Source organism: Methylobacterium brachythecii (assembly GCF_014196345.1).
Lineage (GTDB): Bacteria > Pseudomonadota > Alphaproteobacteria > Rhizobiales > Beijerinckiaceae > Methylobacterium > Methylobacterium brachythecii.
The window spans coordinates 128634-152192 of sequence record NZ_JACIDN010000009.1; the positions used below are offsets into that span (position 1 = coordinate 128634).

Consider the following 23559-nt stretch of genomic DNA (forward strand, 5'->3'; position numbering starts at 1 on the left):
ACATCCACTGTGCGACCGAGGGGCGTTTTCCGTTCCGGACGGCGTGATCTGATGCAGGAAAACCACCGTCCACCGCTTCGTTCGCCTGCCCGACGGGCGGCACAACTTCGGCACAATAGCCGCATAACCAGCATGTTAACGAAGGCTTAAGGCCGCGCTTGGCGCGTCCTTTCGAGACCGAGTGACCGTATGCCGATCCTGCGGAAAGTCCCGCCGAACCGCGACGTCGCGCGCGAGAACCGCGAGTGGAAGCTCGACCGCCAGCGCTGGAAGCAGGCCCGCGACGTCGAACGCGGCTACCGCATCAAGTGGGGCTATGTCGGGATCGCGTATCTCGTCGAATTCATGGTGATCGGCGCCTCGCTGATCGGCGCTTGGCTCTTCGCGGATTACTACAGCGATGGCGATCACCGCGCCTTCTACTTCATGCTGCTCGCACCGCTGGTCTACGCCGCGGTGGAGCTGTGCCGCGTGCCGCTCGGTATCCTGGCGAGGACCCAGCGCTCCTGGTTCGTCAAATGCCTCGCGATCGTGGGCATCATCTTCGCGGCCGGCGTGACCACAAAGTCGGTCTCGCAGCTCGGCGAGATGATGTTCCACCCGCGCCTGATGGATGCGGCCAAGGCCAAGACCGCCCTGAAGGACGCCCAATCCGACCGCGCCTCGATCGATACCCGTATCGCGGCAGCTGACGCTCGCGTGACGCAGTACACGACCGAACTGGAGCAGATCGAGAAGCGTGCGGCGGACAATTCCTCGCAGCTCGCCGGCCTGCCGGCTCAGCGCTGCGAGCGCATCTCCGGCACCAACAGCAAGGGCCGCGCCTATTCGAACCTGAAATGCGTCGCCGACCCGCGCGTCGCCACGCTCAACGCCGCCGTCACCAAGGCCGGCGCCGATCGCGGCGCGGTGACCAAGGATCTCGAAGCGGCACGGCAGGCTCGGTCTCAGCTCGACCGTGGCGCGGCCGACCGCAAGGTCGCCGACACGGAGCAGTCCTACCGCAATGCCGTGAATCGCTCGCAGCTGCATTCCTTCACCGCGATGGTCTACGGCGTCGACCCGATCGAGGTGACCGACGCGCAGGTGCACGCCTTCCTGCGCATCTTCGTGTTCGTGCCGGCGCTGTGCGCCGCCTTCGCCTCAACGATCCTGGCGCTCTCCGCGGTCTCCGTCCGCCGCACCTTCATGGACGAGGACGACCTCGGCGCCGACGTCGCCACCGAGGCGACGCCCTACCTGATCGACCACCTGACCGGCGCGCTGAAGGAGCATCCCGAGCTGCTCCAGCCCAGGCCACCCGCACAGCAGCCGGCCGCCGCATCGGTTATCCCGATCGACCGGCGTCAGCCGCCGATCACCCAGTCCAACAACCCGGCCTCTGGCGTCGGAGCCACGGCATGAGCATCCATACGCCCGGCACCCACGAGAACATCGTTCTCGCCCAGAACGTGAACGGCCGCCTCAGGGCGGAATCGCGGATCATCTTCGCGAAGGCCTTCCTCTACCGGGCGCTCGGGGCAGGGGCCTTCATCCTGCTCGCGGGTGCTGGCATCGGCGCGGCCTCCTACGGCTACGCCTACATGAACCAGTTCGACTCGGCGGCCGAGAAGATCGCGAGCGCGATGCAGACGGCGCTCTCCGACGTCACGCTCAAGACCAAGGGCGAGGTCACGCTGACCGACAACGTGCTGAAGCTTGAGCAGCCGGTCGTGGCCTCCAAGCCCGACATCGCCTCGGTCGTCGCCAAGCAGGCCAAGGGAGAGGACGGCAACGCCGCCGTGCGCACCACCTTCACCGTGTTCAAGACGGTGCCCTATCTCGACGGTAACATCGTCAGCGGCTGGACCTTCAAGGGTGACGAGAAGACACCCGAGGGCCAGTACTGCTACTTCACGCACCCGCAGAAATTCGGCTCCGACGTGATGGTGCAGGTCAACATCGCGGTGAACAAGCAGATCGCGCCACAGACCAGCTCCGAGATGAACCTGCAGCAGCTCGCCAAGAGCTGCATCTGGTTCGATCCGAGCAAGGTGTGAGCTTTCACGAGCGATCCCCGAGGCTTGCAGGGCGCCGGCTGGACACGTAGGCCGGGCTGACCGTCCACGACAGCGAGCCTCCATGCGCTTCACCGGCACCGAGACCTACGTCGCGACCTCCGACCTCACCACGGCGGTGAATGCCGCGATCGTGCTGGAGCGGCCACTCCTGGTGAAGGGTGAGCCCGGCACCGGGAAGACGGTTCTGGCCGAGGAGATCGCCAAGGGGCTCGGCGCAACGCTGCTGACTTGGCACATCAAGTCGACGACCAAGGCGCAGCAAGGCCTCTACGAGTACGACGCGGTCTCGCGCCTGCGCGATTCGCAGCTCGGCGATCCGCGCGTTTCGGAGATCTCGAACTACATCCGCCGCGGCAAGCTCTGGGAGGCGTTTTCCGCGCACGAGCGCCCAGTGTTGCTGATCGACGAGATCGACAAGGCCGACATCGAATTCCCGAACGACCTGCTCACCGAGCTCGATCGCATGGAGTTCCACGTCTACGAGACGGGCGAGACCGTGAAGGCGGCCCGGCGTCCTATCGTGATCATCACCTCGAACAACGAGAAGGAGCTGCCGGACGCCTTCCTGCGCCGCTGCTTCTTCCACTACATCAAGTTCCCCGACGCCGAGACGTTGCAGCAGATCGTCGACGTCCACTATCCGGGGATCAAGCACCGCCTCGTCGAGGAGGCGCTGCGGGTCTTCCTGGAAACCCGCGAGGTGCCCGGCCTCAAGAAGAAGCCCTCGACCTCGGAGCTGCTCGACTGGCTGAAGCTCCTCGTCTCCGAGGACGTCCAGCCCGAGACCCTGCGCGAGCGCGACAGCCGCAAGCTGATCCCGCCGCTGCACGGGGCACTCCTCAAGAACGAGCAGGATGTCAGCCTGTTCGAGAAGCTGGCCTTCATGATGCGGCGGGAAGGGCGGGGCGGCTGAGGCGACCGAAGCACGCGCAGGCGGTCGTCAGGCGACTGGCTGAGCGGAGTGCTTGCGCATCTCGGCCACCGTCAGCCAGACCGCCGAGACGAGGAAATAGAAGGCGCCGAAGGCCGCGTAGGGCGCGACATCTGTGATGCCGGGCATATCGGGGCCGGCGGCACGCTTGATGAAGAACGCGCCCGCGAGCGCAGACTGCGCTCCGCTGAGGACCATCGCCCATTGGGCCCCTGCGCCCCAGCGCCGGCTACCGGTCGCAAGCTGTGACAGACCCGAGAGAGTCGCCCAGGCACCGAACACCGCGAGTACGGCGTTGGGGCTCCGACCGAGGGCGATGGCGACCGCGATCGCCGTGATGACGCTGACGATCGCGTTGACCGTCTGGCTTGGGTTGGCCCTCAGGCCGCCGCTGCGTCGCGCGTCGATGAGATTGGCGAACGCGTCCCATGCGGGATAGGCGATCAGGAGGACCGACGCGATCGCAGGGCCGCTCTTGCCCACGGTGAAGCCGGCGAGAACCCAGGCGGCGGCGATGCCGGCGCGGGTGAAGTAGTAGGAGCGAAGCCAGTTTGGCGAGGCGACCGTATTCATCGAAATGTCCTCTGCGCGCACGAGCGCCGAGACCGACGATCGGTCCGAGCGTCGCGCTAGGGGGATGGTCGAGCGACCGGGTCGCTCACGAGGAAAGGCGCCTGTTTTCAAGCGACTGGGCGTCTTTACGGATCGCCAAATTACCTGTGGGAAGCCCGGATCAGCCATGATCGAAAGGCTGGAAAACTTGACCGATCCTCCGGAAGACGGGACCCGCGCCGCGACCTCCGTCGACCTGCTGTCACACGTCCTGGCCCAGATTCGGCTCACCGGAGACGGCGTCTCGTCCGAAACCCTCCCCGAGGGCGGCCGGCTGAACCTGGATACGGACGCCGCCTATGCCTTCGTGGTCACCCAGGGCGCGTTGCATGGCACAGCTCCTGACGAGGCGGTCGAGGCAGGCGATCTCGTCCTGATCCCGAACGGTATCGGCGCGACGTCCTTCGTCGCGTCACAGCCCGCGCAGATCGTCGTCTGCCGGTTCCGGTTCGATCCCTACACCTTGCGCAGCATGATCGCCGCGCTGCCCCGGCGCATCCATATCCGGCGCGACGAAGGAGCCGGATGGCTCGACGGCATCGTCCACTTCCTGATGATCGAGACGACGGACACCCAGCCCGGCGCGGCCCTGATGATCTCGCGGATCATCGACGTGCTGGTCATCCGCACGCTCCGCACCTGGGTGCAACGCGGTCAGTCCTCCGGGTGGCTGGGTGGATTGTCGGATGTGCGCATCGCGCGCGCGCTCAAGGCGATCCACCAGGAGCCGATGCAGCCCTGGAGCGTCGAGGCGCTCGCCGACCTGGCCGGCATGTCCCGTTCGAGTTTCGCCGGTCGCTTCACCCAGCTCGTAGGCCTCTCGCCCCTGCGCTACCAGAACGCGTGGCGGCTCACGATCGCTCAGGATCTGCTCTCGCGACGAGGCGCGCGCGTCGGAGAGATCGCGCACCGCGTCGGCTATGAATCGGAGGCCGCCTTCAGCCGCGCCTACAAGGCGCTGTTCGGCCATTCGCCCCGCGACGAAGCTGCGCAGAGCCTAAGAACGGAGGCGAACGACTGACCGGCGGGTCGTCGTCACGAGCTCATTGAGCCTTTCCGGAATAGATATCCGACACCTGCCCCAACAGCTTCAGAGCATCCGCCTTCGAGCGCTGGAAGGCATTGCGACCGATGATCGAGCCGAACCCGCCGCCGGCCTGGATCGCCTTGATCTCTTCGAGGAACGGCGCGTCCTCGGCCGCGCCGCCACCGGAAAAGATCACGATGCGGCGGCCGTCGAAGGCACATTGCACGATGTGCTTCACGCGCTCGGCCGCCGTGCCGATCGGGATGCCGGTCTTCTCGTAGACCTTGCGCGCCGCGTCCTGCTCGATGTGGTCGCTCGGCAGCTTCACCTTGATGATGTGCGCGCCGAGCTGCGCCGCGATCTGCGCGGCATAGCCAATCACGTCGATCGCCGTCTCGCCCTCCTTCGAGAGCGAGGAGCCACGGGCATAGGACCAGATCACCACGGCGAGGCCCACCGCCTTGGCCTCCTCGGCGATCTCGCGGATCTGGCCGTACATGGCGTTGCGGTGGATCGAACCCGGATAGATCGTGAAGCCGATCGCCGAGCAGCCGAGCCGCAGGGCATCCGCCACCGAGCCGGTCAGCGCCTGGTCGGGATCGTCCTCGTCGGCGAGCGTGTCGTGGTCGTTGAGCTTGAGGATCAGCGGGATGCGGCCAGCGAATTTGCGCGCGCCCGCCTCCAGGAAGCCTAGGGGAGCAGCGTAGGCGTTGCAGCCGGCCTCGATGGCGAGTTCGAAATGGTAGCGCGGGTCGTAGGCCGGCGGGTTCGGCGCGAAGCTGCGGGCAGGGCCGTGCTCGAAGCCCTGGTCCACGGGCAGGATCAGGAGCTTGCCGGTGCCGCCGAGGCGGCCGTGTTCCAGAAGCCGGGCGAGGTTCGTCAGGGTTCCGGGGCTGTCGGCGCCGTACCAGGACAGGATCTCGGCGACGCGGGCAGAACGTTCCATCGGACGGCTCCGGGGCTTGGCGGACAGACGGCTTCGCCAACGCAACAGAGCCGAACCGGCGAGGTTCCGCACGCTCTCGCTTTCGCGCCGCCGACGCCCAGATAAGCGGCCGGGGGACACAGGACCGTCGCCATGAAAACCAAAAAGCTCGGCCGCACCGGCCTCGACGTCTCGCCGCTCTGCCTCGGCTGCATGACCTACGGCGTGCCCGAGCGCGGGCCCCATCCCTGGACCATGACCGAGGAGAACAGCCGGCCTCTCCTGAAGAAGGCGCTCGATCTCGGCTTCAACTTCTTCGACACCGCCAACTTCTACTCGGACGGCACCTCCGAGGAGATCGTCGGGCGGGCGCTCCGGGATCTCGGCGTGCGCGACGAGATCGTCCTCGCTACCAAGGTCTACTTTCCGCTCAAGGATCGGCCGAATTCCGGCGGCCTCTCGCGCAAGGCGATCTTCTCCTCGATCGATGCCAGCCTGAGGCGGCTCGGCACCGACCACGTCGACCTCTACCAGATCCACCGCTGGGACTACGGCACGCCGATCGAGGTGACAATGGAGGCGCTGCACGACGTCGTGAAGGCGGGCAAGGCGCGCTATCTCGGCGCCTCCTCGATGTTCGCCTGGCAATTCGCCAAGGCGCTGTTCACGGCCGATCTCAACGGCTGGACGCGCTTTGCCACGATGCAGGACCACTACAACCTGCTCAGCCGCGAGGAGGAGCGCGAGATGCTGCCGCTCTGCGCCGACCAGGGCATCGCCGTGCTGCCCTGGAGCCCCCTCGCCCGCGGCCGCCTGACCCGCGACGCTGATGCGACCTCGCCCCGGCAGGACAGCGACGTCACGGGCGTCGGGCTCTACGACGCCACCGTCGAGGCCGACCGTCGGGTGATCGAAGCGGTGGCGAAGGTCGCCGCGCAGCGCGGCATCCCGCGTGCTCAGGTGGCTCTGGCCTGGGTGCTCTCGAAGCCCGTCGTCACCGCGCCGATCATCGGCGCCTCGAAGCCACATCACCTCGACGATGCGGTCGCCGCCCTGGACGTCGAGTTGACGACAGAGGAAATCCAGACGCTGGAGGAGGCCTACATTCCGCACGCAACGGTGGGCTTCTCCTGATCATGGGCCGCCTGATTCTGCTCCGCCACGCCAAATCCGCCTGGCCCGAGGGCGTCGCCGATCTCGACCGGCCGCTGAACGAGCGCGGCCGCGCCACCGCTTCGCGCATGGGCGCCTATCTCAGGGCCGAGAAGCTCGTACCGGACCACGTCTTCGTCTCGCCGGCGCGACGCACGCAAGAGACCTGGGAGATGGTGCGCCGCGACTTGCCGGGCGTCGAGGCTGAGACCGTGCCGATGATCTACGAGGCCTCGGCCTCCCGCATCCTCGATGCGGTACACTCGGCACCCGACCGTGCCGAGACTCTGCTGGTGATTGGGCACAATCCCGGCCTCCAGGACTTCGCCATGCTGCTGATCGGGGAGGGCTCCCCGAGCCTGCGCGCGAATCTCAGGGAGAAATTTCCGACGGCCGGGCTCGCCGTGATCGATGTCCCGGCCGACCATTGGAGCGGCATCGGCCGGGCAGGCGGTCGGCTGGAGCGGTTCGTCGTGCCGCGCGATCTGACGGACTGATCCCGAAGCGTCCGCGCCAACGAACCGCGAGGTATCGGGGTGCGGCAGGGGCAGGCGAGGAGCACGAACGCGGCCTTTGGCAGGCCGTACGTTCAACTTGACGAAATCATCCATGGCATCCAGAACTTTTTTCAGGTCGCCTTGGCGTGGCGGCTTGCCAACTCGACTTCGACCCGCCCGGCAGAGATGCCGCGGCGGGTTTTTCGTGGCGGCGAGCCGATCGTGGAGCGCTCCTTCGCGAAGCCTCGCGTCGGCGGACGCGGCGCTCGGTCAGTTGCCGAGCGAAGGGCCGCCCGCGCTGCCGCCCGAACCGGGCGGCCCGCTCGTCGGCGTGCCGCCGATATTCACGTTCGGCGTCGTACCGGGAACGGACGAGTTGCTCCGGTTCGCCGCATTGCCGGCGGCCGTGCCCGGGCTGCGATCGTCGAGCGCGCCACCGGGCACCGTGCCGGACCGGACACCGCCCGTCCCGGCAGGGGCCGGAACGCCGGTATTGGCGGCGCCTCCGCTGACGATCTGAGCCGAGGCCGGCGCCCCCATCGCGACGAGCGCAGCCGTCAGAATCATTCGTGCTTTCATCGTGCCTCTCCGTTTGCCCGGACGCCAACGGATGGCCGGAGCTTCGGTTCAGGCTCACCCCGCCGATCGATCGCAGGGCCTCGATGCCGGCAGATGTGGATGGCGCCGACATCGGGTGAACCGTGCGTGTCCGCCGCCGTTGTGCTAGAAAGGCCAAGCTCCAACCCGCCGAGATCCGCCCGTGCTTCTCGAAGCGCTCATCGCCCTGGCGACGGTGCTGCCGCGTCTCGACGCCGGCCTCGAGGCGGTGCGGGCGCGACACGCCGCTCTCGAGGCGCCGGCTTTGCGCTCGAGCCTCGGCGCGGAGCCGCCACCTCCGGCGCTGCCCTATTTCAGCGCGACGGCGCGGGCAGTGTCGAATTGGCGCGACGAGGCAGGCGCCGCGCTGTTGCCGGCCTCGCTGGCGCTGGTCGTGAAATACGCGGCGACCGATCCGGGCTTCGTCGCCCGCTGCGTGAAGCTCAACAATTACTGGTGCATCAAGCAGGCCCGCTGGCGCGGCGAGCTCGGCGGCGACGGCGAGGGCCATACCGGCTTCGCCACGGCGGCCGACGGGGCCAACGCGGCCGCGATCCTGCTGCAGCGCTACTATCGCGAATTTGGGCGCCGCACGGCGCTCGCCATCGTGCGGCGCTGGGCCCCCGCCGAATGCGGGCTCGGGGCCACCGCGGGCACGCCGAGGGCACTTCCGGCGCGTGCGGCCGCGGTCCCACCGGTCACCAAGGCGGTGGCGCCGCAAGGGATCGGCAAGACCCTGCGCGCCCGCTTTCTCGCGCGACACGCCCGGGGAGGAGCGCCGCGACGGGTCACCGTCTACCGCGGGAGCGCCGGCACCTCCTTGCGCGTGCAGCCCTGGTCGGCCCGCGCGAGACTTGCCGGCCATCCGAGCCATGCCACGCGCGTCTCCGCCAGGGCGGCGCTCCCGAAGCCGGTGGCCGACATCGCAGCCGGAATCGGTCCGGGAACAGCGCAGGCGGAGAAGCCGCCGATCCACGGTCTCTCGGCACGGAGCGGGCTCGCGCCGCCACCGAAATTCCCGCTCGATGCAGCCGCGTCGCGACCGACCCGGCTGGCGGGCAGCGGGGCGGCTAATCCGGCCGCTCTGCTCGCCCCCGACAGGATGGTCTCAGAATCGGCCGCCCTGCCGTCGATCGTGGCCGGGCTGGCCGGTGGACGCCTGCTCGACCTCAGCGTGCCCGTCCCGCTGTGCAGCACCGACGAGACCCGCATCCGCAACTACGCGAGCCGGATCGCCGCCAGCGTCGGGCTGAAGCCGGAGGACGACCTCAGGCTGTTCGAGGCCGACGGAACGCCGACGGCCCGGCTCGCTCCGGTGATGCTGGCAATGTCCTCCGTCGAACTCGGCTCGCTTCACGCAAGCCCGGCCCTGATCGCCGCGGCGATCGGCCGACTCGGTCTGCGCTCGGCTGGGGCCGCAGCGGCAGTGGGCGAGTGACCTTGCGCGATCCGGGCCTGCGCGCCACCTCAAACCCCGCATCCTTCCCGAAGTCCCGCTCCCGAGCCCATCCTTGCCGCCTCTGTCCGACTTCGCCGCGCAAGCCGGCTCCGCGATCAAGGCCTTCGCCGAAGCTTCCAGCGACCTCCTGATCCAGCCGACGCTCCGGCTCGGCGTCACAGGGCTGGCGCGCTCGGGCAAGACCGTCTTCACGACCGCGCTGATCCATCACCTCGTCGAGGGCCGCGGGCTCCCTGCCTTCACACCCGCTCACGAGGGCCGCCTGCGCCGCGCCCGCCTGGTGCCGCAGCCCGACGATGACGTGCCACGCTTTCCCTTCGAGGAGCATTTTTCGGCGCTCACCGAGGAGAGGCGCTGGCCGCGCTCGACCGACCGGATCAGCCAATTTCGGCTGGCCATCGAGTACGAGCGCGCGGGCGGCTGGCGCAGCGGCCCGGCGACGCTGAACCTCGACGTGGTGGATTATCCCGGCGAGTGGCTGCTCGACCTCGCCCTGATCGACCAAAGCTATACCGGCTGGTCGCGCGCCACGATCCTCGGCACCCGCAGGGCAGGGCGCGCCGCCATGGCCGCCCCCTGGCTCGAAACCCTGAAGGGCCTCGATCCCCGCGGGCCGCTCGACGAAATCGTGGCCGAGCGTGCCGCCGCCAGCTTCAAGACCTATCTCTCGGCCTTGCGCTCGGGCCCTGAATCGGTCGCCACGACGCCACCCGGCCGCTTCTTGATGCCGGGCGATCTGGCCGGCTCGCCGATGCTGACCTTCGCACCGCTCGACGACCTCGGCGAGAGCATCGCGTCCGATAGCCTCGCTGGCCTGATGGAGCGGCGCTTCGAGGCCTACAAGGCCAAGGTCGTGGTGCCGTTCTTCCGCGACCACTTCCAGCGGGTCGACCGGCAGATCGTGCTGGTCGACGTGCTCTCGGCCGTCGATGCCGGGCCGGCCGCGCTCGCGGAGCTGGAGGAGGCGCTCGATACCGTGCTGCTGTCCTTCCGCATCGGCCGCAACACGCTGCTCTCTTATTTCTTCGCGCCACGCGCGGACAAGATCCTGTTCGCCGCGACCAAGGCCGACCACCTCCACCAGACCAGCCACGACCGGCTCGACGCGCTGCTGCGCCTGCTCGTCGCCCGCGCGATGCGCCGGACCGAGGCCGCGGGCGCCCGGGTGGGCACCGTGGCACTCGCCTCGGTGCGCGCCACGCGCGAGACCACCGTGCATGACGGCGACACGGTGCTGCGCGCGGTCTCCGGCACGCCGGAAGCTGGCGAGCAAGTCGGCGACGAAGTCTTCGATGGGCTCACCGAGGCGGCGGTGTTTCCGGGTGAACTGCCGCCAGACGCCCAGGCCGTGCTCGAAGGCGCGGTGACACCGGGCTCCCTGCGATTTCCGCGGTTCCGGCCGCCGCTGCTCAAGCCCGACCGGCTCGGACGCCCGGGCGATCTGCCGATGATCCGGCTCGACCGAGCGATGCAGTTTCTGATCGGGGATCGCCTGTCATGAGCCAGCGCCCGCGCGCCTTCCGCATCCCCTCCGTTGATACGGTGGAGACCGCCGAGGCCCTGCCCTCCGCCCACGCCGAAACCATCCGCTTCGTCGAAGAACCCTTCGAGATCGTCGAGGCGGCCGACGGCGTCGTGGTGCCGGTTGCCACGAAGCGGCGCGCCCCGTGGGTGACGCTGCTCTTCTCGGCGCTGGGCGGTCTCGTCTCGATCGCGATCGGCCTGTCGATCGAGCGGCTGATCGTCGACCTGTTCTCGGCCGCGCCCTGGCTCGGCTGGGTGGCGCTGGCGCTGCTGGCCCTGGCCCTGATCGCGCTCACCGCCATCGTCGCCCGCGAGATCGCCGGGGTCTGGCGCGAGCGCAAGATCGAGGCGCTGCGGGCGAGGGCGGTCGAAGCGCTGGCGACGCGCGATCACACGGCAGCCCAGGGCGTGGTGAAGGACCTGCGCAGTTTCTACGCAGATCGTGCCGCGCTCGCCGAGGGACGCGCTCGGCTCGACGCGCTGGGCGATGCCATCCTCGACGTGGACGACCGCATCGGCATCGCCGAGCGAGAGTTGCTTGCGCCCCTCGATACCCGCGCCAAGAATGCCATCGCCCAGGCCGCCAAGCAGGTCTCGGCGGTCACCGCGCTGTCGCCGCGCGCCATCGTCGACGTCGTCTTCGTGGTGTTCGCGGCGGTGCGACTGCTGCGCAGGATCGCAGGGATCTATGGCGGACGTCCCGGCTTCCTCGGATTCCTGCGGCTGGCGCGGGCCGCCTTCGCCCATCTCACCGTGACCGGTGGCATGGCGGTGGGGGAGGGCGTGGTCCAGCAGGTGCTCGGGCTCGGCCTCGCCGCGCGCGTCTCGGCCAAGCTCGGGGAGGGCATCCTCAACGGGCTAATGACCGCGCGCTTCGGCCTCGCCGCGCTCGCCGTCTGCCGGCCGCTGCCCTTCACGCGCGAGACCCCGCCGACGGTCAACGACGTCGCCGGCGAGCTGCTCCGCGCGGCGCCCAAGGACGAGGCGTAGAACACGCTTTAACTCATTGATTTGATCGTATTTTCTGGGTTTTGATCGGTTCGGTCAGAACGCAGCATGATCGAGGTCGCCTGCCTCACCGTTCCCTCGGCGATGGGCCGGCGGACGGGTGCGTCGGCCCGCCGCAGACATTTTGCGCCGACCCGGTGAAACAGAATCATTCTAAACTGGTTGACCACTCTCTGGAGTTATTCTAACTTCAAACAGTGATTGCGACCGAGCTAGCCGGCTTCGATCGCTGCAACCGAAAGAAGGAATCGTCCCATGGCCACCAGCGCCTCCTGCCAGAGCTGCCGCTTCTTCGACGAGCACAAGACCAATGGCGGCGCTGCTGCCGGCGACGAGGGCCTGTGCCGCTTCAACCCGCCCGTGAGCCAGCCTGAGCCGAAGGGCCACGGCCTGTGGCCGGTGGTCGACGCGAAGGATTGGTGCGGTCACTTCTCCACGGGCGCCCAGCCCGCCGAGTGATCGACCCGGAAAACGGACTGCGATCGAGGCCGGTGCGAGAGCGCCGGCCTTTTTCGTTTGGGATGACCGCGCGTCTGCAGCCTCGGGCACCGTAGCGCCCCGCGCCGGTCATGATGCGGTCAACATCCAGGACGAAACGAGCCCCCAGACGAGAGGCCGGACGGCACCGACGCCGCGGCCCCGAACCTGCCGACGACCCGCACTCTCTTAGCGGGCATGGGGAAGAATCGCATGAATTGGTCTTCGATCACCGGCGCGCTCACGGGCCTGGCGCTCGTCGCCCTCCCGAGCCTCGCCCAGGCCGCCCCGCGCGATCCGAGCGGCGTCTGGCTCACCGAGGACGGCAAGGCGCGCATCCGCGTCGAGAAATGCGGCGCGCAGAACACCAATCTCTGCGGCTACGCCGTCTGGCTGAAAGTGCCGTTGAACGACCAGGGCAAGCCCCGCGTCGACTTCAACAATCCCGATCCGAAGAAGCAGGCTCGTCCCTCCCTCGGCCACCAGATGATCATGGGTCTGAAGCCGAATGCCGACGGCCGCTACGAGGGCAAGATCTACAACGCCGAGAACGGCAAGTTCTACGACGTGACGATCTGGTCCGAGGCCCAGGGCGAGCTCAGCGTGAAGGGCTGCATGCTCGGCTTCCTCTGTGGCTCGCAGACCTGGGAGCAGAAGGCCGACCTCGCACCGGGACAGCTCACCGGCCCGACCAACGGCGCCAACGGCCCGCGCGCCGACGCCGAGTGGGCGCCGAAGACCACCAACGTGGCCAACGCCGCAGGCTCGCCCGCGACCACCGGCACCGCCCCGAAGGCGCCCAAATCGGCAGCTGCGAAGCCCGCCGCCGCCCCGGCTAAGACCGCCGCTCCGGCTGCGCAGGCCGAGCAGCCGGAAGACTGAGCCAAGCCGACACGTCTTCACGAAGGCCGCGATCCGGAATCCCCGGATCGCGGCCTTCGTCGTTTCAGGTGGTCGGCGCGGCGACGCGCTGGCGCAGGCCCGTGATCACCGCCTTGAGCATGTCTTCCCCGGCCTCGGCCGACGGTGGGGCGTTGCGGGCCGAGTAGATTCGCTCATGGACGAAGGCGAGCTTGGCGATCACCGCCGGGGTCAGCTTGAACGGGTAGAGCGCCGGCTGTCCCATGGAGCGATTGAGCGAATTCACCGCATAGGTCAGCGGCATCCAGGCTGCGATCAGGCGCCCGAAATCGCCGGCCTGGTACGGGTCGAAATCGATGACGACGTGGCCGTCCTCGTTGTCCTCCGCAGCGCTCCGCAGCTTCGGCCGCACCTGGATTTCGAAGGACGAGGCCGTCTCCAGCGTGTCCACGATGTGCAAGTAGTGGGCGAAGGTCTCGGCGAAGTCCTCCCAAGGGTGCGCGGTCGCATAGGAGGAGACATAGGTCTCCTCCCAATGCGGGGGTGGGCCGTTCGCATAGTGCTGCTGCAGGGCTTCTCCGTAATCGACGCTCTCGTCGCCGAAGATCACCCGGCAGGTCGGCAGACTCGCGTCGTATCGGACCAGCACGTCCCAGAAATAATGCCCGATCTCGTGGCGGAAATGCCCGAGAAGCGTCCGGTAGAACTCGCCGAACAACACGCGTCGCCGCTCGCGCTCGGCATCGTCGGCCTCGGCGATGTTGAGGGTGATCAGGCCGCTGTCGTGTCCCGTCAGGACCGGCGGACCATCCGCCTGGGTCTCGGCCGGGTCGGCCAGGAAGTCGAAGGCGAGCCCATCGGAATACTGCTCGCGGCTCGCCAGCGGCAGGCCGAGGCGCATCAGCGTGTAGAATAATCTGTGCTTGGCAGCCTCGATCTGGCGCCAACGGGTGAGATTCTTCTCCACCGCGAGGTCGGGCACCAGATTGTTGTGCCGACAGGCGATGCAGTAGGGCTCGGGCGAATCCTCCCGCACCATCCAGTTGCAGGCCTCGTAGGCCGTGTTGGCGCAGAAGCGCAGCTTGGCGCCCGGATGGGCGTAGGCGTGCCAGAGATCGTCGCCCGAGGGTTCGAGCGCCGACATCTCCTGAACGCCCGTCACGAAACCGAGGCGGCGCTCGCAGCTCTCGCACGAGACGCTCTCGAACGAGATCGGCTGGTCGCAGGCCTGGCACTGGAAGATCTTCATGAGTCCGTCCGGATGAGGCCGATGGCCCGACATGCGCGCAAACCGCCGCCGATGCCACCGTTCTGACCAAGCGGGGCCGGGTTCCGGAGGTTCCGCCGCGCCTTGCCGGCGATCAGCCGAGGGCGCGCCGCTTCGTGCCCTCGGTCAACACAAGACGCGTGATGTCGGCGACGCGCCGATCGCGTTCGACCTCGCAGAACGGGCACTTGGTCAGGATCGGGCCGTCCGCGATGAACTCGACGATCTGGTCGTCGGGTATCTCGACGCCGAAGGCGAAGAACTCGCCGCAGGCATCGCAATAGAGGCCGACGTTCGATACGCCGAGCTTGCGCTTCAGGGTCGGCAGGGGCATGCCCGGTGCGGTCGTGAGATGAATTCGGTGAGCTGGCATCGTCGGCGTGCCTCGGTTCAATCGGGATCGGGGCGGGGCGAAGCTCGCTCGATAACGCAAAGCGGAAGCACGGTTCTTGCTTTTTCCGCTCCGGTCGGGCGCCCATGCCGGGTTCCGGACCGATGAGGCCGATCCGGGCCGTGCCAAGGGAAGCGGGAGCCTTCGTGTCGATCAAAGCCGCGCTGCACCACGTCACCCATTACCGCTACGACCGGCCGATCACGCTGTCTCCCCATGTGATCCGGCTGCGGCCGGCGCCGCATACGCGCACCAAGATACCGGCCTATGCGCTGAAGGTCAGCCCGGCGAACCACTTCATCAACTGGCAGCAGGACCCGGCCGGCAACTGGCTCGCTCGCGTGGTCTTCCCGGAGAAAACCACCGAACTCAGGATCGAGGTCGACCTGACGGCGGATCTCGCGGTCATCAACCCGTTCGACTTCTTCGTCGAGCCCTATGCCGACACGCGCCCCTTCACCTATGCCGACGATCTGCTGGCCGAGCTCGCCCCCTATCTCGCGGTGGATGACGGGTATGGTCCCGAGATGGACGCCCTCCTGACGCGATTGCCGACACAGACCGACACGGTTCCGTTCCTGGTCGCGCTCAATGCCCAGATCTGCTCCGAGATCGCCTATTCCACCCGCTACGAAGAGGGCGTGCTGACCCCGGCGCAGACGCTCCAGGCCAAGCTCGGCTCCTGCCGCGACTCGGGCTGGCTGCTGGTCCAGGTGCTGCGCCGGCTCGGCTTCGCCGCGCGCTTCGTCTCCGGCTACCTGATCCAGCTCATCCCCGACACCGTCGCCGTCGATGGGCCGGAGGGCACCAAGACCGACTTCACCGACCTACATGCCTGGGCCGAGGTCTATCTGCCGGGCGCCGGCTGGATCGGCTTCGACGCCACCTCCGGCCTGCTCACCGGCGAGGGCCACATCCCGCTCGCGGCGACGCCGCATTACCGCTCCGCCGCGCCGATCACCGGCACCTCGGAGGCCGCCGGCACGACGTTCGACTACGAGATGCGCGTGTCCCGCGTGGCAGAGGAGCCGCGCATCACCAAGCCCTTCGCCAACTCGGTCTGGGCGGCGATGGACGCCCTCGGCGAACAGGTCGACGCCGATCTGGAGGCGCAGGACGTTCGCCTGACCATGGGCGGCGAGCCGACCTTCGTCTCGATCGACGACTACCAGTCGCCCGAATGGAACGCGTCCGCCGTCGGCCCAACCAAGCGCGGCCTCTCCGACCAGCTCATCCGGCGCCTGCGCGAGCGCTTCGGCAAGGGCGGCCTGCTGCATTACGGCCAGGGCAAGTGGTATCCCGGCGAGAGCCTGCCGCGCTGGGCCTTCGGCCTGTACTGGCGCAAGGACGGCGAGCCGATCTGGCGCGATCCCGGGCTGATCGCGGTCGAGGAAGGCTCACGCGAGGCCAGCGAGGCCACGGCACGCGCCTTCGTCACCGCGCTCGCCGGCCGGCTCGGCCTCTCGGATTACGTCATCCCGGCCTACGAGGACGAGGCCTACTGGAAGACCAGCGAGAGCCTGCTGCCGGCCAACGTGACCACGGCCGATGCCAAGAGCGGCAGCGCCGAGAACGATGCCCGCATGGCCCGCGTCGCCGCGCAGGGCCTGGGGAACCCGACGGGCTTCGTGCTCCCTGTGGCGAGCCTCGCCGTGGACGAGGTCCACCAATGGATCTCGGAGAGCTGGGCCTTCCGGCGCGGCGGCCTATTCCTGATGCCGGGCGACTCGGCCGCCGGCTTCCGGCTGCCGCTCGCCTCGCTGCCTTACGTGCCGCCGGGCTCCTACCCCTATTACCACCCGCAGGACCCGCTGGAGGATCGCAGCGCCCTGGCTGGCGACTTCTCGGATGGCCGCGGCGGCACGATCCGCGCCAACGGCGCCGGGATCGAGGGCGTCGCGGTACGAACCGCCATCACCATCGAGGCCCGCGAGGGCCGGCTCTGCGTGTTCATGCCGCCGCTGGAGCGGGTCGAGGAATATCTCGAACTCGTCGCCCATCTCGAAGCCGTGGCCACCGAAATCGGCCAGCCGCTGCACATCGAGGGCTACGAGCCGCCCTACGACCCCCGCATCGGCCTGATCAAGGTCACCCCTGACCCGGGCGTCATCGAGATCAACGTGCATCCGGCGGCCTCCTGGCGCGAGGCCGTCGACATCACGATGGGCCTTTACGAGGATGCCCGGCAGACGCGGCTCGGCGCCGAAAAATTCATGATCGACGGCCGCCATACCGGCACCGGCGGCGGCAATCACGTCGTGCTCGGCGGCGTGACGCCGGCCGACTCACCCTTCCTGCGCCGGCCAGACCTCTTGAAGAGCCTGACGCTGTACTGGCAGCGCCATCCTTGCCTGTCCTATCTCTTCGCCGGGCTCTATGTCGGCCCGTCGAGCCAGGCGCCGCGCATGGACGAGGCCCGTCACGACGGCCTCTACGAGTTGGAGATCGCCCTCGGCCAGGTGCCTGCGCCCGACGAACCCAACATCCCGCACTGGCTCGTCGACCGGCTGTTCCGCAACATCCTGGCGGACGTCACCGGCAATACCCACCGCGCCGAGATCTGCATCGACAAGCTCTACAATCCCGATAGTCCGACGGGCCGTCTGGGCTTGCTCGAATTCCGCTCCTTCGAGATGCCGCCGGATGCGCGGATGAGCCTCGCGCAGCAACTTCTGCTCCGCGCAATCATCGCCTGGCTGTGGCGGGAGCCCCAGGGCGGCTCGTGTGTCCGCTGGGGCACGGCGCTGCACGATCGGTTCATGCTCCCGCATTTCCTCTGGCAGGACTTCCTAGACGTACTGGAAGACCTGAAGAGGGCCGGCTACGCTTTCGACCCCAAGGCGTTCGAGGCTCAGGCTGCGTTCCGCTTCCCGGTCTTCGGTCGCGTCGAGCAGGGCGGCGTCGGCCTCGAGCTGCGCCAGGCGCTGGAGCCCTGGCACGTCCTGGGCGAGGAAGGATCGGGCGGCGGCACCGTGCGCTACGTGGATGCATCCGTCGAACGGCTTCAGGTGAAGGTCGAGGGCTTCAATCCGGCCCGTCACGTCATCACCTGCAACGGCCGTCGACTGCCGATGACCTCGACCGGGCGCTCCGGCGAGGCGGTGGCGGGCCTGCGCTTCAAGGCCTGGCAGCCGGCCTCGTCGCTGCACCCGACGATTCCTGCGCACGGCCCGCTGACCTTCGACGTGCTCGACAGTTGGAGCGGCCGTTCGCTCGGCGGCTGCCGTTATCACGTCAGCCATCCGGGCGGCCGCAACTACGAGAGCTTCCCGGTGAACGCCTACGAGGCGGAGGGGCGTCGCCTCGCCCGCTTCGAGGCCGAGGGCCATACGCCCGGTCATATCGAGATGCCGCCCGAGGAGCGCTCGATCGAGTTCCCGCTCACCCTCGACCTGCGAACACCGGCGCCACGATGACCTCGGGGGGGGCGCTGGCATACGACTGGCCGGCTGACGTGCCGAGCCCCGATCCGGTGCGCGGCTGGATCGACGGCTACGAGCGCCGGCCAGGCGTGTTCGACGAATTCATCGACGCCAACGGCTTCACGCGCGGGGCGTGGCCGCGTTTTCTCCAGCGCTTCGGCCAGATCGGCGAGCGCGAGGTGATGGCCCGCTTCCTGTCGGGCGAGCGGCACATCCACGATGCCGGGATCTCCTACCGCGTCTATGGCGACCAGCGCGAACATGCCTGGCCGCTCGGACCGCTACCGCTGATCATCGATGGCCGCGACTGGGCCGAGCTCGCCGCCGGCATCATCCAGCGCGCCGGGCTGATGGAGCGGATCGTCGCCGACATCTACGGCCCCGGCCGGCTGATCTCGGAAGGCTTGCTCCCGGCCCCCGCCGTCGCCGGCAGTCCAGAATTCCTGCGGCCGGTCCACGGTATCGCCCCGCCGGGCGGCCGCCACCTCCAGCTCTACGCCGCCGATGTCGGGCGTGGCCCGGACGGCCGCTGGCGCGTGCTGGCCGACCGCACCCAGGCGCCGTCCGGTCTCGGCTTCGCGCTGGAGAACCGAATGGTGCTGGCCCGCGCCTATCCGGACCTGATCTCGGACCTGCACGTCGAGCGGCTGCCGGGCTTCTTCCAGAGCTTGCGCGAGGGCATCACCGCGGCCTGCGAGCGCAGCGATCCGCGCATCTGCCTGCTCACCTCCGGCCCCTACAGCAGCACCTACGTCGAGCAGGCGGCACTCGCCCGCTATCTCGGCTTCCTGCTCGTCGAGGGCGACGACCTCGTGGTGCAGGACGGGCTCCTGCACGTGCGCACCGTCGCCGGCCTCAAGCGCGCCGACGCGCTCTGGCGCCGGATCGATGCCGACTATCTCGACCCGATGGAGCTGCGCTCGGAGTCCCGGCTCGGCGTGCCCGGCATCCTCGACGTCCTGCGCCGCGGCGGCGTGGTGATCGGCAACATGCCGGGCTCCGGCGTACTCGAATCCGGCGCGCTCAGCCCCTATCTGCCGCGGATCGCCGAGCGCCTGCTCGGCGAGTCCCTGCGGCTCTCCGATCCGCCGACTTGGTGGTGCGGCGATCCCGAAAGCCTCGCCCATGTACGCGCCAATCTCGACCGCATGACTCTGCGGCCGGCCGCGACGCCGGTGCGTGGGCCGGAGCGCGACGCCATCCTCGGGCCCCATGCCCTCGATGCCGCCCGCGAGCGCGCCATCGCCGCCCTCGACGACCGCCCGTTCGACTGGGTCGGCCAGGAGACCGGGCCGCTCTCGACCATGCCGGCCTGGTTCGAGGGGCGTCTCGTCCCGCGTCCCTTCGTCATGCGGGTCTTCGCGACGGCGACCAGCGACGGCTGGCGCGTGATGCCGACCGCCTTCTGCCGCACGGCCGAACAGGAAGGCGTCGATCCCACGGTCATGCGCGCGGGAATCCGCTCGGCGGATGTCTGGGTGGTGTCGGACCAGCCGGTCGAGACGCCGCCACTCTTGAACACGATCACCCCGAAGATCCGGCGCATCGCCGGCCATCTGCCCTCGCGCGCCGCCGATAACCTGTTCTGGCTCGGCCGCTATCTCGAGCGGGCGGAAGGCGTCATCCGCCTGGTTCAGACCCATCTCGGCCGGCTCGCCGGCACGCTCGCCTCCGATACCGGCAGCGACGTCGGCACGCCGACGAGCCTGCGCATCCGCGCGCTGCTTGAAGAGTGGGGCTCGGTGGACGAACCCGACCTGCCGACGGCGGCCCTGGCCCGCGAGGCTCTGTGCGACCGCGAGCAGCACGGCTCGGCCCTCTCGCACGTGCTCTCGGCGCGGCGCTCCGCCTCGACGCTGCGCGAGCGGCTGCCGGTGGAAGCCTGGCGGGCCCTGACCGAGTTGCAGGACCTTCTTGATTTCGACGACTCCCGAGTGCCGAGCGAGGCGCAGCTCTTCGGCCGGGCCGAACGGGCGCTGGGCCACCTCTCGGCCCTGTCGGGGCTCTCCCACGAGAACATGAACCACTCCGCGGGCTGGCGCTTCTTCGACATGGGCCGACGCATCGAGCGCGGCGTGAACACCAGCTCCTTCGCCCTGCGCTTCGCGGGCGACCAGGCCGGCGCCGAGGATCTCGGGGTGATGCTGGCCCTGTGCGATTCCCAGATTGCCTACGGCGCCCGCTACCTGACCGGCGTCAGCCTGCCCGCCGTGCGCGACATGGCGCTGCTCGATCCGTTCAACCCGCGTTCGGTCGCCTTCCAGGTCGAGGAGATCGTGCGCCACCTCGACACGCTGCCGGCCTTGCGCGCCGACGGCGTGCCGGAGCCGCATCGCCGCGCCGCTTTGCGTCTCGCCGGCACCTTCGCCACGGCGGATGCCACCGATCTCAACGCTGGGCAGCTCGCTGGCTTCGAGGACGAACTCGAAGACCTCGCCACCCTGATCGCCGGCCGCTACTTCCCCGGCAACGCCGATGCCCTGCGGCCGGAGAAGCTGACGGGCCTCGCGTGATCTACAGCCTGCGCCACCTGACGACCTACCGGTACGCGCGCACCGTCAACTACGCCCGCTGCAACCTCCGGCTTCGCCCGCGGGATGGCGACGGCCAGCAGGTGCTCGCCAGCACGATCACGGTCACGCCGGTCCCGAAGGGACGCGGCACGCGGGACGAGTATTTTGGGCCGCAGGCGCTCACGCTGATCATCGACCAGCCGCACAAGGTGTTTTCCGTCGAGGCGACCTCCCGGGTGATCGTCGAGCGTCCGGCTCTACCCGATCCGGAATCCGGGCCGTCCTGGGAGGCCGTGCGCGAGGCCGCCCTTGCGCTGCCGACCCTCGATGCAGCCTCTCCCGCGCATTTCTTGTTCCCGAGCCGCCGCGTGCCCCTCATGGCCGAGGTCACGGACTATGCGCGCCGGAGCTTTCCCCCCGGACGCAGCGCCTATGGCGGCGCCTTCGACCTGATGAACCGCATCCGGAGCGATTTCCGCTTCGACGCGAAGGCAACAACCGTCTCGACGCCGCTGGCCAAATCCTTCGAGCTCAAGGCCGGCGTCTGCCAGGACTTCGCGCATGTGATGATCGCGGGCCTGCGCGGCCTCGGACTGCCGGCGGCCTATGTCAGCGGCTACCTGCGGACGCGTCCGCCTCCGGGGCAGGCCCGATTGCGCGGCGCCGATGCCAGCCATGCCTGGGTCTCGCTCTGGTGCGGAAACGGCTGGCATGACGGAGCAGGGCAGGGCGGCTGGTTCGGCCTCGACCCGACCAATGCCTGCGGCGTGCGCGACGACCACATCGAGTTGACCAGCGGCCGTGACTACGGCGACGTGACCCCCATCGACGGCATCGTCTCCTCGCCCGGCGGCCAGAAGCTCAAGGTCGAGGTCGACGTCGTGCCGGACGACGAGGACATGGTCTGAGGGCCTCGCCACCGGGCGCAGTGGACGATGCCCGGCGAAGGGCTTAGAGCGCTGTCGGACGGAGTGGAGTTCGGTTCGGCGCCCGCTGGCGCTGTCACGGAGTACTGAGCGTGGTCCAGTCGATCGCGGATGTGAGGGAGGCGATCTTCGGCTTCATCGCGGCCCGCAATCCGGGCCTGCCACCCGGCGCGGTGGACGGGCAGACCTCGCTCGTCACCAGCGACGCCCTCGATTCCATCGGCATCCTCGACCTGATGATGCATCTCGGCGAGCACTACAGCTTCGAGATCGACGAGGACGCCTTCGACCTCGCCAACTTCGAGAGCGTCGACACCCTGGCCCGCTACGTCGACGACCGGCGCTCGGATTCCTAACTGTCCCTAATGTCACCGACGCTGCTGCATCATCTCCTCGACAGCGAGGCCTGCGCGCCCGGCCGCGTGGCGATCGTCGACGGCGAGCATGAGCTCACCTATGGCGCGCTGCGCGAGCGCGTCGCGGCGCTCGCCGCCCGCATGCGTTCCCTCGGGGTCGAGGCGGGCGACCGTGTCGCGATCCTGCTGCCGAAATCGATCGGCGAATGCGTCGCGATCTTCGCCGCCAGTGCGGCCGGCGCGGTCTTCGTGCCGATCCATCCCTCGCTCCGCCCGCGGCAGGTCCGCCACATCGTCGAGGATTGCGGCGCGCGGCTCCTCGTCACCGATGCGGCCCACCATGCGGCGCTCGACGGCGTACTCGACGACCTTTTCGGATTAGGCCTGCTGCTGGGCGACGACGAGATCGCCGCCTCGTCGGACGCCGCGCGCCAGGCGCCTCCGGCCGACCTCGCCGCCATCCTCTACACCTCCGGCTCCACCGGCATGCCCAAGGGCGTGATGCTGAGCCACGACAACCTGATCGCCGGAACGCGGATCGTCAGGACCTATCTCGGCATCACCGGCGACGAGCGCATCCTCTCGGTGCTGCCGTTCTCCTTCGATTACGGGCTGAACCAGCTGCTCACCAGCGTCGAGCAGGGCGCGCGGATCGTGCTTCTCACGTTCCGCCTCGGCGACGACGTGGTGCGGGCGATCGAGCGGCACCGCATCACCGGGCTCGCCGGCGTGCCCACCCTGTGGACCCTGCTGACGCGCGCCAGCCCGCGCTTCGCCAAGGCCGACCTCTCGAGCCTGCGCTATCTCACGAATTCCGGCGGCAGCCTGGCGCTCGGCACTATCCGCCGTCTGCGCGAGCGCCTGCCCGCGACGAGCCTGTTCCTGATGTACGGGCTGACCGAAGCCTTTCGCTCGACCTACCTGCCGCCGCAGGAGGTCGACCGCCGCCCGGATTCCATCGGCCGGGCCATCCCCGAGACCGAGATCTTCCTCGTCACCGCCGACGGCCACAAGGCACGGCCCGGCGAGCCCGGCATCCTGCATCATCGCGGGCCGACGGTCTCGCTCGGCTATTGGAACCGGCCGGAGGATACCGCACGCATCCTGGTGCCCGACCCGTTTCCGATCGCCGGAGAGGACCGGCCGGTCTGCCGCTCTGGCGACCTCGCCGTCGCGGACGAGCACGGCTTCCTGCGCTTCCTCGGCCGCGAGGACGCAATGATCAAGACGCAGGGGTTCCGGGTCAGCCCGACCGAGGTCGAGGCTGCGCTGATGGAGACCGGCGCGTTCCGGGCCGCCGCGGTGATCGGCCTGCCGGACCGCGGCGTCGGCCAACGCATCCACGCCGTCGCGGTGCCCTCCGGAACCGGAGCGGGGATGGCCGAGGTCATGGCCCATCTGCGCCGCTCGCTGGCTCCGCACCTGGTGCCGCGTGAGATCGAGCCCGTGGCGAGCCTGCCGACGACGCCGAACGGCAAGGTGGATTACAAGCGGTTGGTCGCCGAGCGGGTCTCGGCCGAGATCCAGGCCGAGCGGGAGTTGGCGGAGGCCTGA

General features: G+C 68.9%; 21 protein-coding genes. 16 read left to right on the forward strand and 5 right to left on the reverse strand.

Annotated features, from left to right (window positions below):
• The first annotated feature begins 189 nt into the window (after positions 1 to 189).
• The 3 genes from GGR33_RS21630 to GGR33_RS21640 all read left to right on the forward strand — a co-directional run bounded on the left by GGR33_RS21630 (position 190) and on the right by GGR33_RS21640 (position 2973).
• Positions 190 to 1404 carry an ATPase gene (locus tag GGR33_RS21630; protein ID WP_183509329.1) on the forward strand — a complete coding sequence of 405 codons (1215 nt, stop codon included), beginning with the start codon at positions 190 to 192 and terminating at the stop codon, positions 1402 to 1404.
• Positions 1401 to 2039: a hypothetical protein gene (locus tag GGR33_RS21635; RefSeq protein ID WP_183509333.1), complete on the forward strand. Its 639-nt coding sequence runs from the start codon at positions 1401 to 1403 to the stop codon at positions 2037 to 2039. The genes GGR33_RS21630 and GGR33_RS21635 overlap by 4 nt, the downstream gene beginning before the upstream one ends.
• Positions 2040 to 2121: 82 nt before the next feature.
• On the forward strand, positions 2122 to 2973 hold the full coding sequence (locus tag GGR33_RS21640) for an AAA family ATPase (RefSeq protein ID WP_183509338.1): 852 nt from the start codon (positions 2122 to 2124) through the stop codon (positions 2971 to 2973).
• Between the two features lie 27 nt (positions 2974 to 3000).
• Here GGR33_RS21640 and GGR33_RS21645 read toward each other — a convergent pair whose 3' ends face one another.
• Positions 3001 to 3564: a DUF308 domain-containing protein gene (locus tag GGR33_RS21645; protein ID WP_183509343.1), complete on the reverse strand. Its 564-nt coding sequence runs from the start codon at positions 3562 to 3564 to the stop codon at positions 3001 to 3003.
• Between the two features lie 166 nt (positions 3565 to 3730).
• Between GGR33_RS21645 and GGR33_RS21650 the strand changes: the two genes are divergently transcribed.
• Positions 3731 to 4624 carry an AraC family transcriptional regulator gene (locus GGR33_RS21650; protein ID WP_183509346.1) on the forward strand — a complete coding sequence of 298 codons (894 nt, stop codon included), beginning with the start codon at positions 3731 to 3733 and terminating at the stop codon, positions 4622 to 4624.
• Positions 4625 to 4646: 22 nt separating this feature from the next.
• Here the strand turns inward: GGR33_RS21650 and GGR33_RS21655 are convergent, their stop codons facing one another.
• Positions 4647 to 5576 (reverse strand): class I fructose-bisphosphate aldolase, encoded by a 930-nt coding sequence (locus GGR33_RS21655; RefSeq protein WP_183509349.1) that lies wholly within the window; start codon positions 5574 to 5576, stop codon positions 4647 to 4649.
• Between the two features lie 132 nt (positions 5577 to 5708).
• Here GGR33_RS21655 and GGR33_RS21660 point away from each other — a divergent pair, with 132 nt between their 5' ends.
• On the forward strand, positions 5709 to 6689 hold the full coding sequence (locus GGR33_RS21660; protein ID WP_183509353.1) for an aldo/keto reductase: 981 nt from the start codon (positions 5709 to 5711) through the stop codon (positions 6687 to 6689).
• A gap of 2 nt (positions 6690 to 6691) precedes the next feature.
• Complete coding sequence (locus tag GGR33_RS21665) at positions 6692 to 7204, forward strand: SixA phosphatase family protein (RefSeq protein ID WP_183509359.1); 513 nt, start codon at positions 6692 to 6694, stop codon at positions 7202 to 7204.
• Between the two features lie 270 nt (positions 7205 to 7474).
• Here GGR33_RS21665 and GGR33_RS21670 read toward each other — a convergent pair whose 3' ends face one another.
• Complete coding sequence (locus tag GGR33_RS21670) at positions 7475 to 7783, reverse strand: hypothetical protein (RefSeq protein ID WP_183509364.1); 309 nt, start codon at positions 7781 to 7783, stop codon at positions 7475 to 7477.
• Between the two features lie 181 nt (positions 7784 to 7964).
• On the opposite strand from GGR33_RS21670, the gene GGR33_RS21675 reads away from it, so the two are divergent.
• The 5 genes from GGR33_RS21675 to GGR33_RS21695 all read left to right on the forward strand — a co-directional run bounded on the left by GGR33_RS21675 (position 7965) and on the right by GGR33_RS21695 (position 13151).
• A complete protein-coding gene (locus GGR33_RS21675; protein WP_183509368.1) occupies positions 7965 to 9239 on the forward strand; it encodes a hypothetical protein in 1275 nt (424 codons plus the stop codon).
• A 73-nt stretch (positions 9240 to 9312) separates the two neighbouring features.
• The gene (locus GGR33_RS21680; RefSeq protein ID WP_183509373.1) at positions 9313 to 10761 is read left to right on the forward strand and encodes a YcjX family GTP-binding protein; all 1449 of its coding nucleotides are present in this window, start codon (positions 9313 to 9315) and stop codon (positions 10759 to 10761) included.
• Positions 10758 to 11774 carry a YcjF family protein gene (locus GGR33_RS21685; protein ID WP_183509379.1) on the forward strand — a complete coding sequence of 339 codons (1017 nt, stop codon included), beginning with the start codon at positions 10758 to 10760 and terminating at the stop codon, positions 11772 to 11774. The genes GGR33_RS21680 and GGR33_RS21685 overlap by 4 nt, the downstream gene beginning before the upstream one ends.
• 273 nt (positions 11775 to 12047) lie before the next feature.
• Positions 12048 to 12251, forward strand: coding sequence for a hypothetical protein (locus GGR33_RS21690; RefSeq protein WP_183509385.1), 204 nt, complete (start codon positions 12048 to 12050; stop codon positions 12249 to 12251).
• 231 nt (positions 12252 to 12482) lie between these two features.
• Positions 12483 to 13151 carry a DUF2147 domain-containing protein gene (locus tag GGR33_RS21695; protein ID WP_183509388.1) on the forward strand — a complete coding sequence of 223 codons (669 nt, stop codon included), beginning with the start codon at positions 12483 to 12485 and terminating at the stop codon, positions 13149 to 13151.
• Between the two features lie 64 nt (positions 13152 to 13215).
• On the opposite strand, the gene GGR33_RS21700 is transcribed toward GGR33_RS21695, so the two are convergent.
• On the reverse strand, positions 13216 to 14379 hold the full coding sequence (locus GGR33_RS21700) for a zinc-binding metallopeptidase family protein (RefSeq protein WP_183509392.1): 1164 nt from the start codon (positions 14377 to 14379) through the stop codon (positions 13216 to 13218).
• A 112-nt stretch (positions 14380 to 14491) separates the two neighbouring features.
• Positions 14492 to 14731 carry a hypothetical protein gene (locus GGR33_RS21705; RefSeq protein ID WP_183509394.1) on the reverse strand — a complete coding sequence of 80 codons (240 nt, stop codon included), beginning with the start codon at positions 14729 to 14731 and terminating at the stop codon, positions 14492 to 14494.
• Between the two features lie 203 nt (positions 14732 to 14934).
• On the opposite strand from GGR33_RS21705, the gene GGR33_RS21710 reads away from it, so the two are divergent.
• The 5 genes from GGR33_RS21710 (at position 14935) to GGR33_RS21730 (ending at position 23559) form a co-directional block, all read left to right on the forward strand.
• Positions 14935 to 18204 (forward strand): transglutaminase family protein, encoded by a 3270-nt coding sequence (locus GGR33_RS21710; protein WP_284212083.1) that lies wholly within the window; start codon positions 14935 to 14937, stop codon positions 18202 to 18204.
• Positions 18201 to 20723: a circularly permuted type 2 ATP-grasp protein gene (locus tag GGR33_RS21715; protein WP_183509401.1), complete on the forward strand. Its 2523-nt coding sequence runs from the start codon at positions 18201 to 18203 to the stop codon at positions 20721 to 20723. Before GGR33_RS21710 ends, GGR33_RS21715 begins: the two co-directional genes overlap by 4 nt.
• The gene (locus GGR33_RS21720) at positions 20720 to 21631 is read left to right on the forward strand and encodes a transglutaminase family protein (protein WP_183509403.1); all 912 of its coding nucleotides are present in this window, start codon (positions 20720 to 20722) and stop codon (positions 21629 to 21631) included. The genes GGR33_RS21715 and GGR33_RS21720 overlap by 4 nt, the downstream gene beginning before the upstream one ends.
• Positions 21632 to 21741: 110 nt before the next feature.
• Positions 21742 to 22005 carry an acyl carrier protein gene (locus GGR33_RS21725; protein ID WP_284212084.1) on the forward strand — a complete coding sequence of 88 codons (264 nt, stop codon included), beginning with the start codon at positions 21742 to 21744 and terminating at the stop codon, positions 22003 to 22005.
• Positions 22006 to 22014: 9 nt separating this feature from the next.
• On the forward strand, positions 22015 to 23559 hold the full coding sequence (locus GGR33_RS21730) for an AMP-binding protein (RefSeq protein ID WP_183509407.1): 1545 nt from the start codon (positions 22015 to 22017) through the stop codon (positions 23557 to 23559).